The sequence below is a fragment of the Methylocella silvestris BL2 genome (assembly GCF_000021745.1).
GTDB lineage: Bacteria > Pseudomonadota > Alphaproteobacteria > Rhizobiales > Beijerinckiaceae > Methylocapsa > Methylocapsa silvestris.
The window spans coordinates 4,084,150-4,098,066 of sequence record NC_011666.1 but is presented as its reverse complement, the minus strand read 5'-3'; the positions used below and the strand labels follow the sequence as shown (position 1 = coordinate 4,098,066).

Sequence of the window (13,917 nt, the reverse complement as noted above, 5' to 3'; positions counted from 1 at the left end):
CTGCTACTCCGGCGGCTGCGCGCCGCCGCCCCGCCGCGGCCGGTAGATCAGAACGGCGAGCGGGCCGACCGTCAGAAGAACGATCACCAACGAGATGTGGAAGAAGCTCACCATCGCGACGGTGACAAGGATGATGGCGAGGTCGACCGGCCGCCGCAGCTGCTTGCGCCCGATCTGAAAGGTCACGGCGCTCAGCATGCCGACTGCGGCGGCGCCGACGCCGATCAGTCCCGCATTGACGTAAGGATTTTCGGCGTTCGAGGCATAGAGCACGCCGAGCGTCATCACCAACGCGGCGCCCGGCGCCGTCATGCCAATAAAGGCGAGCGCGGCGCCTGGCGGACCGCGCAGCCGGTCGCCGACGATGACGCTCATATTGGTGGCGTTGAGCCCCGGCAGAGCCTGCGCGATCTCCAGCGCCGACAGAAACTGCTCCTCGTCGAGCCAGCCGCGGCCGATCACCAGCGCATTGCGCAGATAGGCGACGACCCCACCGCCAAAACTCGTGGCGCCGATGACGAGAAAGGCCAAAAATATCTCAGGCAGGGAAGCCCGCCCCGCCGCCCCGGAGCGGTCGGCCTCGCGCGCTTTTGTCATTCGCGCCCGCACGCGTCTTTATGGCCGAGGCCATAGACCACCGCGGTCTTGGTCGCGCCGAGCGCCACCCAATCCGGGGCTCTCGTCTGAACATCCTTGAAGAAGTCTTCCGAACGCGCCTTGGCCTTTATATGCAGGGCGTCATAATTGTCGAACTTCACCTGAAACGCGAACTCGCCGATGAGCGATGTTTCCGTGGCGCGGTTACGCCAGATCGCGATGGTGGCCTTGGCTTCGAGGCCATGGCCGAAGTCGAAGGATCCGACATTGACCTGCACCTCCTGCACGGGAAGGTTGTTGACGAGGCTGACCTTCGCATTTCCGGAGGGGCCGGTCAGGCGGCCGATGCAGGGGAACACCGCCGCGATGTGCTCCAGCCCCTGGTTGATCTCGAGCGCCGGAGTCATCAGCACGCAATTGTGCGAATAGAGGCTGCGCATGCCGCCAACCTGATCCTTCAGAGGCAGGACCTCTTCCTTGAATTTGATGGCGGCATTGGCCTCCATATAGGGGGTCACGTCGACGTCCGCGGCGGTCTTCATGTCAGCGTGGCGAAATTTGAACGTGAGCTCATGCTCCGGATCTGGCCAGCCATCTGTGTAAAAGGTGCGCTTGCGCAGGATGAAAGCGTTTCGATAAAGGTCGCAAGTCTCGGTGTCGTAGAACAGCACTTCCCGCACATGGCGGTGAAACGCGTCCTTGTTCGTCACCGCGCCGACTTTGTGGAGTTCAGCGACCGCGCAAAGCTTCTTCCAATAGACCTCGAACTGGGTCGGGTTGAAGAAGCGCTCCGGCCGCAGCAGAATTTTGTATTCGCGATAGTGGATATCGTCCATTCCCGCCCTCTCGCCCTGCCTTCCCGGCAGCGGTCGCGCCGCGCGCATATCCTATGGCGCGTTCGCAGCGGATGGGCAATTGGCTTTGGACGTTTTGATTGCGCCCCCGGAAAAGCGGAAGCGCGCCAATGTTCAGCGCTAGTCGCGCCGCGCCTTTTCGGCGACGGGGATTGATTGCGGCGGCTCGTAACTGAGGCCGTAGCGGGCAAAAATCTCGGCGATGCGTCCGTCCCGCATCATCTCCCGTAGAATGTCGTCGATCCGATCGACCGCAGCATTGTCGGCGCGCCGAAGACCCATCGAGGCCGGATAGTCGAAGCTCGGATCGAGCTTCACCGCCTCCTCGACCCGCAGCGGCAAGGCTGGATCTTCGCGCAAGCGCGTTTGGAACGCGAAAAGCGGAACGACGCCCGCGTCCGCGTCGCCTTTCGCCACCGCATCGAGAATCTCGTCATTGGTGAGGAAGCGCACCCAGAGATTGTATCCTTCGCCGTTCAGCACATGCCTCGCCCAGGATGTAGCGAGCACCGCAATATGGCCGTCGCGCAATTCGGAGAGGTCGCCGATCGGCGGATGATCCCTGGCCACGGCAAGGACGGAGCGCACCTCCATATAGGGAATGGTCTGCCGCAACGGATCGTCGCCCTCGATCTGCGCGACGGCCGGAATGAGATCGCAGCCGGTCTTGCGGATGTATTCCGCCGAAAACAGCCAAGTGTATTTTACCTCGACCCCGAGACGCTTGCCGATTGCGTCGCCAAGATCGATGAAGACGCCGGCAGGCTTCGGACGCTCGCTGGAGAACGGCGCGTTGTCTTCCTGAACGCAGATCTCAAGGCTTTTCGAACTCAATATGTCTTCGAGCGGCCGGGCGAAAGACGGACCGGCGAAAACGCAGAACGCGGCAGCCACGATGCCGGCGAGCAGCTTACTTCGCCGCTGCCTCGGGCTTTGCCTGCAAAGACACGACATAGGCGACAAGCTTCCAAATCGTCGGCTCATCAAGGGAATCCTTCCACGTCGGCATGACCAGGGAGCCGGCCCTCTTGCCATTCGAAATCGTCGTAAACAGATAGTCTTCGGTCAGGTCCGTGCGGCCGGCGATCGGGCCCGCCTTGCCGCCGCTGCCGGCATTGCCGTGACAATAGACGCAGGTCTGCGCGAATTGAACGCGGCCTTCATCGACGATTGCGGGATCGGCAAGATCGAACGGCGGCTTCGGTTCGCTCTCTTCCGCCCAGAGCGTCGCGGCGCCGAGACAGCCTGTGACGGCAAAGAAAAGCCCCGCGCCAGCGTTAAGACCGCGCCTGTAGACGCAATCAATCATTCAACATCTCCTCTTGAAGACCCCGCCATCAGGCGGCGGCGTCTGAGGCCCAAAGACCCCGACGCGACGAAATCGGCCGCGCGGGCGTAAAGAAAGAGCATGATCGATCCGGAGGCCAAACGATCATGCCAAGTTGGGAGGAGGCGGCTTTCCGGCCGATAGGTTTATTCCAGCACGAACGTCACGATGGCGGCGCCGCCTTGCAGCTTGCTCACATCCGGGAAGGCGCTCGCCATGAAGCCCGGCGCCAGCGATCCCCACCCAGCCGGCACGGAGATATATTGCTTGCCGTCGACGGCATAGCTGATGATGCCTGCGCGCACGCCCGACCCGACGTTGAAGCGCCACAGATCCTTGCCGGTCTCCGCATCATAGGCGTGCACCAGCCCTTGCGGATCGCCGTTGAACACAAGGCCGCCTGCTGTGGTCAGCACGCCGCCAAGGCCCGGGATCGAATAGGGCACGCTCCATTTCAGCTTGCCGGTCAGCGGATCGCGGGCGTCCAGCCTTGCGCTTGCCGGAGCGTTCGGCGGCGCGACCGCCTCAAGCTTCGAAACGCCGAGATAGAGCCCGGCGATGCCGATCTTGGAGACGTCCTGCTTGGCCGGGACCAAGGTCTGGCAGACCTCCATCGCATTGGTGTACCAGAGCTTGGTCTTGGGATTGTAGGCGCCCGCGTTCCAGCTGCGCACGCCAAGCAGATAGGGACAAAGCACCGTCTCCTTATCAAGCGGAAAGTCGCCAAGCTGGCCGACAAGTTCGCCCGTCTTCGGGTTGATGCTTTTCACCCAATTGTAGTTTTCCGCAAGTGGCCACACATTGAAAAGCTTGCCGTCCTCCTTGTCCATCACGAAGACGAAGCCGCTCTTGCTCAAATGCATGATGAGCTGCTTGCCCTCGTGGTCGATGACGACGGCCTCATAGGAGGCGTCGTAGTCGTAGTGATCGCCCGGCACTTCCTGGCGGTGCCATTTGAGTTTGCCCGTTTTCGGATCGAGGGCGAGGAGCGAGGCCGAATAGAGATTGTCGCCGTGGCGGTCGTTCCAATAGAAATCCGGCGCGGCGTTGCCGACCCCGATGAACACCGTGTCGGTGGTCGGATCATAGGTGCCGACATTCCAGGCCGTGCTGCCGCCGACTGCGCCCGTATCCCCCGGCCAGCTCTTCGGATCGTCCTTGGTCGTCTTGAACGTCCAAAGCAATTTGCCGGTGTGCGCGTCAACGCCGAAAATCTGGCCGGCGATCGGCTGGTCGCCGCCCGTCGTGCCGCCGACGAGCACATCGCCCGCGAGGACCGGCGTCGACGAGAAAAGACAGCCATAGCATTTCTTGAGATCGACCAGCGGGACAGAGGACCACGCCTCCTTGCCGGTCTTCTGGTCGATCGCGACCACCCGCCCGTCAAGCGTGCCAAGATAGATGAAGCCATGCCCCATCGAAATATTGCGAATCTGCGAGGCGTAGAAACTCTGGCTCGCCACCGGAGCAAGCTTTGGTTGATAATGCCACAGCTTCTCGCCTGTCGCGCCATTCAACGCGAACACATTGTCGTTGGCGGCGACATAGTAGAAAATACCGTCCGCGACGAGCGGGGTCGACAGCAAGCCGCTGGTAATATCGCCCGGCTGATGGATCCAGGCGACGCGCAGCTTGCCGACATTCTTGGCGTTGATCTGATCCAGCGGGCTGTAACGCCAGGCGTTCCAGGTGCGATGATATTCCGGCCAATCGTTCGGACGGGCGTTCCCGGCGCTCAGCGAATCCGCCGCGCGCGACGGCAGAGTCGCTGCGCAGACAATCGCGGCCATGGCGACGCCCGCAAACGCGAGGCGGCGCAACACATCATGTCCCATTTTCTTTCTCCTTTTTTGCGTCATGATGGCGCGCCGGTTGACGGAGGCGTCACCACACATAGGCGAGTTTGAAATAGCCGGCGTTGGTCATGGTGACGGCCTTGCCCTCTACCGAATGCGAGTAGCGCACCGTCAGCGACATCGTCGGCGAGAATTTGAACATTACGCCCGCGCCGAGCGCCGTCTCTTGGCTATGGGGCGCGAGAATGAGGCCGTTTTCCACCTGATAGGCGCTGCTCTGCGTCTGCCAGTCGAGCGCGAGGAACGGCTCGAAAATCGTTGCGTTGACCCAGCCAAGACGGACGTTGAAATGATACGTCGTGCCGGGCACGGCCTCCGGCGAGCCGTTCGGCAGATATTGATTCGAGCGCGTGACGACGCCAAGGTTTCCGGTGAGGCTGGCGATCGGCCATTGCGCGTCAAAGAAGATGCTCGCGTAATTGGCCCAATAGCCGTTGGTGACGTCCTTCATGCCCACGGGAACCTGTACGAAGTTCTGCACGCCAAGGGTCGAGTTCGGCGTTGGCTTGAACCACATGGCGGGTCCCGTCAGCGTGTCGCCGACGCCTCGGACGCCGCTGCCGGTGCCCGGACCAGTCACGCCAACTTCCGGCGTGATCACTTCATAAGCGAAGCCGATGTCGGTGATGTTCGGAAAGCACCAGAAGTAGACATATTTGGACAGGCCGACGAACTGATTCTGCCCGCTGCCCGGAACGGAGTTTCCGTATTTGTCGAAGGCGCGGTTACCGGTGTTGTTCTCGCCATATTGCACAAACACGTTGAACGGCTTGAAGTCGACCGGAAGATCATATTCATGCGGCCCGATGACCGCGAAGGTGATGTTGTCGGCGAGAGCCGGCGACGCGCCGAGCCCGACCGCGAAGGCCGCAGCGAGCAGCGCCGAGGTCCCGCTTGAAACCTTCTTATGAGCTCCATCATCAGCAAGATCTTCGTATGATTTTTCCGACATTTCCCCTCTCCCTCTTTCGACGCTTTCAACATGTAAGATCGGTCGTGCCTCGACAACGAGCGCAGCCGCTAGTTTTGAAGCGCCGACGAAGCTTTCCATGAAGATCCGCGTGGGGAAAGCAGTAAAGGCGAAAACATACTTGAATCTCCACGTAAGTGTCTGAAATACAACAATTTTCATCGTCTTGTATTGAGCTCGCGCTCCATCGGCCACGCTGGCGTTACGCCGGCGCGGAGTGCTTTGATCGGGGTTACTTGCTGTTGCTTTGCAGAGGCTTCGCCGCGCGGCCGAAAGGACGCGCAGCGGATGTCTCGATCTACCTCGGCCGCGGCCGCCGCATTAACTGACTGTTACGCATCATATTCACTTGAAAACCCGCCCGCGCCTTCCTGCTACACGCCAACGCCCTGACGAATCAGCGCGTTCACAGCAGCCGCTTTCTCCATCTGAACCATGTGGCCTGCCCCATTGATCACTTCGGCGCGCCAGCCGGCCGGCAGCGTCGCCGCGTGGGAAGCCGGAATGATCTTGTCCGACGCTCCCCAGATGACGGTGACGGGGCGCTTCGTCCTGGCCGCCTCGTCGGCGAGCACAGAAGTCTGTTTGCCGCCGGGGAACATGCTTTTGGCCAAAGCATTCAAGGCTTCGCTGACCCCGTCGAGCCGCTTGTATTTGAGCAGATCGTCGATCAACTGCCGGCTGACAAGATTTGGATCCTCAAACAGCTGTTCAAGCGCGGGCTTCAGCTCGCGCCGCGAGGACGCGCCGGCGAATCTTTCGATATAATCGATGTTGATATCTTCGCCGATTCCCGCCGAGCTGATCAGCGTCAGAGATTTGACAAGGTCGGGGCGATCGATCGCGGTCCGCAAACAGATCGCGCCGCCCATGGAATGACCGACAAGGTGGGCTGCCGAAACGCCGAGTTTGTCGAGAAAATCGGCCAATGCCTTCGACATTCCGCTCAATGAGGCGTCTGCGAGCGACTTGGTCGATTGACCATGTCCCGGCAGATCGAGCGCATAGACCGTCGCATGTTCGGCGAGCGCGTCGATGTTGAACAACCAATTGTCGAGATCGCCGCCAAAGCCGTGGACGAGAACGATCGTCTCCGGCCCGCTCCCGCGCTTGGCGTAGCGGAGCGATCCGGCGGGCGTCTCCGCGAACTCATATTGCGGGCCGGCGTCCTCATCCGAGCCTTCCTCGGCTGCGGGGGTGACATAGCCCGCGACGAAGGCGTCGATCTCGGCGTCCGGCACATCCGAATCGGCCAGCACTCCGATCAAAGCCTTGACCGGGTAGATAGTGTCCGGCTCGCCCAGAATGCGGCGCAGGACGCCGGCGTCGCCGGCTTCGACGACATTGGTGATTTTGTCCGTTTCCACCTCGAGAAGTTCGTCGCCGACCTTGATGGCGGCGCCGGGCTTCTTGAGCCAGCCCGTGACCTTGCCTTCGGCCATGGAGAGACCCCATTTCGGCATCACCAACGGCTTTATGCGTTCATCGGTCATTACGCTTGATCCTTAGGCTGCGACCATCTTCTGGACGATGGTTTTCTTGACGGCGCCCGCAATGGTTTCTGCGGACGGGATGTAGATGTCCTCAAGCGTCGGCGAGAACGGCACCGGCGAATGCGGCGCGGTCACCATTTGCGGCGCCGACTTCAGCGCCTTGAAGGCGTGTTGCGCGACGAAGGCCGTAATGTCGGAGGCGATCGAGCAGCGCGGGTGCGCTTCGTCGACGGCGATCAGCCGGCCGGTTTTCTCGACGCTTTCGATGACGGTGTCCCAGTCCATCGGCGACAGGGTGCGCAGGTCGATGACCTCGACGTCGACGCCCTCCTTGGCGAGCTTCTCGGCGGCCTCGAGCGAGCGATGCACCATCAGCCCGTAAGTCACGATCGTCGCATCCTTGCCTTCGCGGGGGATCGCGGCCTCTCCGAAGGGAATCGTGTAGGATTCCGTCGGAACGTCGACCTCATGCGCGTAGAGATTTTTGTGCTCGCAGAAGATCACCGGATCATTGTCGCGGATCGACTGGATCAGCAGTCCCTTGACGTCATAGGCGTTTGAGGGGCAGACGACCTTCAGTCCCGGAATGTGGGTGACGAGCGGCGTCAGCATCTGGGAATGTTGCGCGGCGGCGCGATAGCCCGCCCCGATCATGCAGCGGATCACGACCGGTGTTTCAGCCTTGCCGCCGAACATATAGCGGAACTTCGCCGCCTGATTGAAGATCTCGTCGAAGCAACAGCCGATGAAGTCGATGAACATCAGTTCGGCGACCGGCCGCATGCCGCAGGCGGCGGCGCCTATCGCAGCGCCGACATAGGCCGACTCCGACAGCGGCGTGTCCATGACGCGCGCGCCGTGCTTGGCGAAGAGCCCCTTGGTGACCCCGAGCACGCCGCCCCAGGCGTCGTCTTCGCCGGGCGCGCCGGCGCCCCCGACAATGTCCTCGCCCATCAAAATGACGGTTGGGTCGCGCGTCATTTCGAGGTCGAGCGCCTCGTTGACGGCCATCTTATAGCTAAGCTTGCGAGCCATAACTCCGTTTTTCCTTCTAATCAATACGAGACGTAGACGTTGGACATCAGATCTTTCGGCGACGGCAGCGGCGCGGCTTTCGCGCTGGCGACCGAATCCTCGATCAGCTCCGCCACTTCGGCGTCGATGGCGTCGAGCTCCGCATCGCTGACGACGCCGGCCTCCGTCACTTTGGCGCGGAAAATTTTCAGGCAATCGCGGTTGGCGCGGTTGTATTCGTTTTCGCCCTTGGCCTTGTAGGTTTGCGCATCGCCCTCGAAATGGCCGAAGAAGCGGATGACCTCGCACTCCAGCAGCGCCGGGCCGCCGCCCTCGCGCGCGCGCTTGATGAGTTCGCCGACCACCTCGTAAACCGCGAAGAAATCCGTTCCGTCCGCAACGACGCCGGGAATGCCGAAACCCGCGCCGCGATCGACATAGGATTTGACGGCCGTTCCATAGTCGCGCGAGGTCGCTTCCGCGTAGCCATTGTTCTCGCAAACAAAGATCACCGGCAGGTTCCACACCGCCGCAAGGTTCATGCTTTCGAGAACCATGCCCTGGTTCGCGGCGCCGTCGCCGAAGAAGGAGATCCCAACGCCGCCGTCGCCGCGAAACTTCGCCGCAAGGCCGGCGCCGCAGATCAGCGGCGCGCCGGCGCCAAGAATGCCGTTCGCGCCCATCATGCCCTTGGACAGATCGGCGATATGCATGGAGCCGCCGCGGCCCTGGCACGAGCCCGTCACCTTGCCGTAGATTTCGGCCATCATTCCATGAACGTCGACGCCCTTGGCGATGCAATGCCCATGTCCGCGATGGGTCGAGGCGATCCGGTCGCGATCATTCAGATGCATCATGATTCCGGTCGCGACCGCCTCTTCGCCGGCATAAAGATGGACGAAGCCGGGTATGTCGCCTTTGGCGAAATCGATGTGCAGCCGCTCCTCGAACTCGCGGATGGTCTTCATCATGCGGTAGGCTTCGAGAAGCCCGGCCTTGTCGATTGGAAAGGGATTGTCGCTCATTTCTTTCTCCGTGATCCTTATGGCGAGGCGGACGCCGCCATCAGCAGCGGTCCGTCGCCGGCGTCCTCGTTCGTCGTGTCTTCGCGCAACAGGCCGTGTGTCGCGGCGGCGCGCATGCAGGCGGCAATATCGACGCTGCGAAACGCCCCCTCGCGCAGCGTGATCGAAACCTTGTCCTTGTGTGAAAAGGCGATCTCGCGCTCTCCGTCAAAGGCGAGCGAACCCGCCTCGAGACGCGGAACGATCGCCTCGCCGGGCGCGATCCTGCGCCAGTCGGCGACGCCGATCGGCGCGATCAACCCCGGAGCGATCGGGGCGCGCAGCCGCGCGCGCGCCGCCCTGCCCTCGCCGGCGAACAGGATCTGGAGGCCGAAAGCCTCCCGCCGGGACACGGGTTCGATCAGACCGGCGATGGCTGACATTCCGATCAGCGTCGGATCAGCGAAAGCGACATATAATTCGCGGAAGGTTTCGGGACGCCACAGCGCTTTCGCGCCGACATGGCGGTCGCTGACCAGCGCAATATCGACGAGGGCGATATGCGTCTGCCCGCCGATCACGGCGTCAAGGCGCTTGTTGGCGCGAAAGGCGAGCGCGGCGGGGAGTTGGCCCGTTACGGCGAGGCCGACGGCAAGGCCGACGACGGTCGGCTCGCATTGTTCGGCGTAAGCGTTGTTGGTTCCTGTCGAGATCGCCGCGATCGGGGTCGCGCCGCAGGCGGATATGACGGCGCGGTGGGTGCCGTCGCCGCCGAGAGCGACGATCGCCCCGGCGCCCCCCGCGCGCATCAGGGCCGCCGCCGTGCGCGTATCTTCGACAGTTCCGAAGAGCGGCATATCGAGAGGCGAGACCTCCGGATAGCGTTGCAGACCTTGATTTCCCGCCCGGGCTATTCCGCGCAGCACGTGCTGCATCAACCCGGCGCGATCCGGCATCATGACCGCGTGGCGGACGCCGCATGCAAAAAGCCCGGCGAGCACGCGCAGCACCGCATTGGCGCGGTCGGCGATTTGCACGCCCGACGCATCGGCGACAACGCGGCGAATGTCGCGCGCCGAAAACGGATTGGCGATGATGCCAACGGTGAGCGTCAAATCCTGTCCCTCAATCCCGCTTGCTTGTTGTCGGGCGCAGAGGGAACAGCAAGGGTGATGCCAAGGCGGCTCTTGACGACAAACTCTAATAAAAACAGACAACTAGAAAAGTCTGTCTGTTGCATGAATTTATCTTCGCCGCCTCGCCTGTGGCGGGCGGCGCAACAGGTGTGGCGCCTGCCGCAACGTCGCTTTGCCGATTGGGGCTTCGCCCTGTTGCGACGCAACACAGCCCGTTTTTGTGCAAACGCGTTGCCTAATTCAAGCGACTGGAGCTTTTCACGCGGCCGAATAAAGTCTCGATGCCATCGAGCCGCCGGTCAGAAATCCCGCTTTTGCGGCGGCACAAGGCCAAGCCGCCGCATCCGCCGATGCACCGTCGAGCGATCCACCGCAAGCGCGCGCGCGACCGCGGAGACGTTCCAATGATGCTCGCGCAACGCCTCCTCGAGCCCGTTCAAAGCGTCGGACTGCGGACTCTCGTCTCCGGCGCGATCCGCCGCCAGCGCAGCTGGGCCGGCGCCGTTGAGGCTCTTGATGATCGATTCAGGCAAATCCTCGACCTCGATCTGCTGCTCGGAGCAGACGGCGCTGGCGTAATCGAGACAATTGACCAGTTCGCGGACATTGCCGGGCCAGGAATAGGCGCAGAGAGCGGCAAGGGCCGCGTCGCTCAGATGGCGGCGCGCGCCATCCCGGTTCGACCCTCGTTGCAAGAGACGCTCGATCAGCCATTTGACGTCGATGCGGCTGCGCAGCGGCGGCAGAGTCAGAACAGCGCCGTTGAGCCGGAAATAAAGATCCTCGCGAAAACTCTTGGCTTTGACGAGTTCGACGAGGTCCCGGTGGGTCGCAGCGATCACCCTTATGTCGATCGGGATCGGCTTGACCTTGCCGAGCGGCGTCACCTCGCGCTCGGCAAGCACGCGCAAAAGACGCGTCTGCGAGGCCAGCGGCATGTCGCCGATCTCGTCGAGGAACAGGGTGCCCCCCTCGGCGCCAAGCACCAGTCCCTTCTTGCCCTTGCTCGCCGCTCCGGTGAATGATCCCGCCTCGTAGCCGAACAATTCGCTCTCGATCAGGCTCTCCGGCAGCGCCGCGCAGTTTACCGCAACGAATGGCTTGTCGGCGCGGGGCGAGGCCGCGTGCAGCGCCTTGGCGAGATGCTCCTTGCCGGTCCCTGTCTCGCCCTGGATGAGGATGCTCATTTGCGTGCCGACGATCTTGGCAGCGCGCCGCAACGCCTCGAACATCATCGGATCGCCGGAAAACATTTCGCGCAGCGGCAACGGCAGATTGGGGCCTGGCGTCGCCGGCTGGCGCGGCAGAGAGGCGAGCGGCGGCGGCATCGCCTGCGCGAACAACATCGCGCCGCCGCTGACAAGCCGCATGGTGCGCTGATCGCTTGGGCGGAACCGGGCGAATCGCGGCAAGGTCGAGACGTCGCATTCAAAAAACGCCGACAGGGGTTCGCCGATGAAACGATCCTTCTCATCGCCGAGCCGACGGGATTCGCGGGCGAGCAGCTCTCGCGTGCGGCTGTTATGGCCGATGATGCAGCCGTTGGCGTCGACCGCGAGGATGTATTCGGGATCGATGTCGAGGAATTCCTGGGCTTTCGACAGCTTCAAAATCCACTCGCCGCGAAAGCGATTGAGCAAATTCGCATTTTCGATCTTATGCGTGAAGCTTCGCACGAGCTGCAGCGCCAGATGCTGGCTAAGCTTGGGCTCGGGCGAATGAAGCGCCGAGATATCGAGCGCGGCGGCAAGGTCGCCATTGGTGTCGAAGATGGGCGCGCAGGTGCAGGTCAGCGAGATGTGCGAGGCGTCAAAATGATCGCTTTGATGCACGATGAGGGGTTCGCCGGTGGCGATGCAGGTGCCGACCGCGCATGTCCCTGCAAGCTCCTCGTGCCAATCGGAGCCGAGATAGAGGCCCGCCTTGCGCAGATAGCCGCTATAGGTCGGATCGCCCATGAAATCGACGGTGACGCCCTTGGCGTCCGTCAGCAGCATCACATAATCGAGGCAGGACACTTGGCGATATAGCGTTTCGAGGCCGAATCGCGCCGTGTGCAGAAATTCTTCCATCGCGTCGCGATGTTCATTGAGACGCTCCTGCGGCAGGATATAGGCGTCGCGCGAGGCGATCGGATCGAGCCCGTGCTCCGTCACGCAGCGGCGCCAGGATTCGTGAATGACCCTGTCACGCTCCGAAGTCTGGCCCATCATGAGGCCGAGCACTTCATCGATATGAGCGACGCGGCTTTGCCTAATCAAGGGCGTCCTCCCGGCAAAGAATGCTGATTCTTATTTTCGCCAAGACGTAAAAGCGTTTGCGTAAATGTTCAAGTGTAAAAGACAGCTCTTGCGCGGCCTACAAGAGAACTTGATGGCTTTCGTCTTTGGCCGCATTGAAAACACGAGGCGCCCTTGTTCCTGGAGCAGAACTATTGCTATCTAAGTCGTAGTTCGCCTTACGGCCGCTCCGAATTCGTCCAAGGATTCACTTTCGTTCATTTGGCGCTCGATCTCGAAGGCTGAATCTCAAGAACATGCTCCGAAAGAGCTGCAGCTTTTTCCAAGAAAGTTCATGCGATAAAACAAGGGATTAAGAGGGGAGGCGATTCAGCCTGGACCCATCCCGCTCGAGACGTCAGGCGGCTTTGAACGCGGGCGGCGGCTCCCGCAAGGCGGGCGCCGCGCCGCCGCTTTGTCAATCTCCAAAAACCGACCAGCGCATGGCCTTCGCCAGCTGCTCCAGCGCGAGCGAGCCCAGCACAGAATTGCCGTTCTGATCGAGACCTGGAGACCAGACCGCAATGGAAGCCTTGCCGGGCGCGACGGCGAGGATGGCGCCGCCGACCCCGCTCTTTGCCGGCAGGCCGACCCGGAACGCGAAGTCGCCCGAGCCGTCGTAATGTCCGCAGGTCAGCATCAGCGCGCTAATGCGCCGGGCCCGTTCGCTGGAGACGACCGAAACATTCTGGCCCGGCAGCCGTCCAGAAAAAGCAAGATAGCGCCCCGCCATGGCCAGCTGGCGGCAAGTCATGGCGATGGAGCAATGGTGAAAATAGACGCCAAGCACATGGTCCACCGGATGTTCCAGCACTTTGAACGCGCGCATGTAATTGGCGAGCGCCGTGTTGAGGAAGCCGGTCTGCTTTTCCGAACGGGCGACATGCTCATCAATCGAGATCGTATCGTCGTCGGCGATAAAGCGGACGAAGTCGAGGATCTCCCCCAACGCTTCCTTCGGCGCGTGTCCCGCGAGCAGCGTGTCCGTGACCGCGATCGCGCCCGCATTGATGAAGGGATTGCGCGGCTTGCCTTTCTCATATTCCAGCTGAACGATGGAATTGAAGGGATCGCCCGAAGGTTCGCGGCCGACCCGGCTCCACAGCCGGTCGCCGACTTTCCCGAGCGCCAGAGTCAGGGTGAACGCCTTGGAGACGCTCTGAATGGAAAAGGGCGTCTCGGCGTCGCCGGCGACGAACATTTTGCCGTCGGCCATGAACACAGCGATGCCAAACTGATCAATGGGCACCCGCGCGAGTTCGGGAATATAAGTCGCGACCTTGCCGCGGTCGGTGCGGCGCGACAGGCTTTCCGCGATCTCCGCGACGACGGATTCGATGTCAGGCAAATAAGCTTCTCCCGGATCGGATTGGGTCTTCGCCCGACT

The 13,917-nt window shown here is 62.0% G+C and carries 12 protein-coding genes; all 12 read right to left on the bottom strand.

All coding sequences use genetic code 11. The features are described from left to right. Nucleotides 1-3: 3 nt before the first annotated feature. A complete protein-coding gene (locus MSIL_RS18975) occupies nt 4-597 on the bottom strand; it encodes a chromate transporter (protein ID WP_012592687.1) in 594 nt (197 codons plus the stop codon). Next, nucleotides 594-1,433 (bottom strand): hypothetical protein, encoded by an 840-nt coding sequence (locus MSIL_RS18970; protein ID WP_012592686.1) that lies wholly within the window; start codon nt 1,431-1,433, stop codon nt 594-596. Before MSIL_RS18970 ends, MSIL_RS18975 begins: the two co-directional genes overlap by 4 nt. Nucleotides 1,434-1,571: 138 nt before the next feature. Next, nucleotides 1,572-2,285 (bottom strand): substrate-binding periplasmic protein, encoded by a 714-nt coding sequence (locus tag MSIL_RS18965; protein ID WP_187148678.1) that lies wholly within the window; start codon nt 2,283-2,285, stop codon nt 1,572-1,574. Nucleotides 2,286-2,361: 76 nt separating this feature from the next. Continuing rightward, nucleotides 2,362-2,760, bottom strand: a complete 399-nt coding sequence (locus MSIL_RS18960; protein ID WP_012592684.1) for a c-type cytochrome — start codon at nt 2,758-2,760, stop codon at nt 2,362-2,364. Nucleotides 2,761-2,924: 164 nt separating this feature from the next. Beyond that, a complete protein-coding gene (locus MSIL_RS18955; protein WP_012592683.1) occupies nt 2,925-4,613 on the bottom strand; it encodes a pyrroloquinoline quinone-dependent dehydrogenase in 1,689 nt (562 codons plus the stop codon). A 49-nt stretch (nt 4,614-4,662) separates the two neighbouring features. Next, the gene (locus MSIL_RS18950) at nt 4,663-5,586 is read right to left on the bottom strand and encodes a transporter (RefSeq protein ID WP_012592682.1); all 924 of its coding nucleotides are present in this window, start codon (nt 5,584-5,586) and stop codon (nt 4,663-4,665) included. A 392-nt stretch (nt 5,587-5,978) separates the two neighbouring features. Then, nucleotides 5,979-7,097: an acetoin dehydrogenase dihydrolipoyllysine-residue acetyltransferase subunit gene (locus tag MSIL_RS18945; protein WP_012592681.1), complete on the bottom strand. Its 1,119-nt coding sequence runs from the start codon at nt 7,095-7,097 to the stop codon at nt 5,979-5,981. Nucleotides 7,098-7,109: 12 nt separating this feature from the next. Next, nucleotides 7,110-8,132 carry an alpha-ketoacid dehydrogenase subunit beta gene (locus tag MSIL_RS18940; RefSeq protein WP_012592680.1) on the bottom strand — a complete coding sequence of 341 codons (1,023 nt, stop codon included), beginning with the start codon at nt 8,130-8,132 and terminating at the stop codon, nt 7,110-7,112. Between the two features lie 20 nt (nt 8,133-8,152). Next, nucleotides 8,153-9,136, bottom strand: a complete 984-nt coding sequence (locus MSIL_RS18935; RefSeq protein WP_012592679.1) for a thiamine pyrophosphate-dependent dehydrogenase E1 component subunit alpha — start codon at nt 9,134-9,136, stop codon at nt 8,153-8,155. 17 nt (nt 9,137-9,153) lie between these two features. Further along, a complete protein-coding gene (locus MSIL_RS18930; protein WP_012592678.1) occupies nt 9,154-10,230 on the bottom strand; it encodes an ATP-NAD kinase family protein in 1,077 nt (358 codons plus the stop codon). Nucleotides 10,231-10,550: 320 nt separating this feature from the next. Next, nucleotides 10,551-12,509, bottom strand: a complete 1,959-nt coding sequence (locus tag MSIL_RS18925) for a sigma-54-dependent Fis family transcriptional regulator (RefSeq protein ID WP_041369526.1) — start codon at nt 12,507-12,509, stop codon at nt 10,551-10,553. A gap of 439 nt (nt 12,510-12,948) precedes the next feature. Then, on the bottom strand, nt 12,949-13,878 hold the full coding sequence (locus tag MSIL_RS18920) for a glutaminase (protein WP_012592675.1): 930 nt from the start codon (nt 13,876-13,878) through the stop codon (nt 12,949-12,951). Nucleotides 13,879-13,917 lie beyond the last annotated feature (39 nt).

Coding starts and splice junctions, on each gene's coding strand:
- MSIL_RS18955 (WP_012592683.1), bottom strand. CDS start 4,613: ATGGGACATGATGTGTTGCGCCGCCTCGCGTTTGCGGGCGTCGCCATG.
- MSIL_RS18935 (WP_012592679.1), bottom strand. CDS start 9,136: ATGAGCGACAATCCCTTTCCAATCGACAAGGCCGGGCTTCTCGAAGCC.
- MSIL_RS18940 (WP_012592680.1), bottom strand. CDS start 8,132: ATGGCTCGCAAGCTTAGCTATAAGATGGCCGTCAACGAGGCGCTCGAC.
- MSIL_RS18970 (WP_012592686.1), bottom strand. CDS start 1,433: ATGGACGATATCCACTATCGCGAATACAAAATTCTGCTGCGGCCGGAG.
- MSIL_RS18960 (WP_012592684.1), bottom strand. CDS start 2,760: ATGATTGATTGCGTCTACAGGCGCGGTCTTAACGCTGGCGCGGGGCTT.
- MSIL_RS18945 (WP_012592681.1), bottom strand. CDS start 7,097: ATGACCGATGAACGCATAAAGCCGTTGGTGATGCCGAAATGGGGTCTC.
- MSIL_RS18975 (WP_012592687.1), bottom strand. CDS start 597: ATGACAAAAGCGCGCGAGGCCGACCGCTCCGGGGCGGCGGGGCGGGCT.
- MSIL_RS18950 (WP_012592682.1), bottom strand. CDS start 5,586: ATGTCGGAAAAATCATACGAAGATCTTGCTGATGATGGAGCTCATAAG.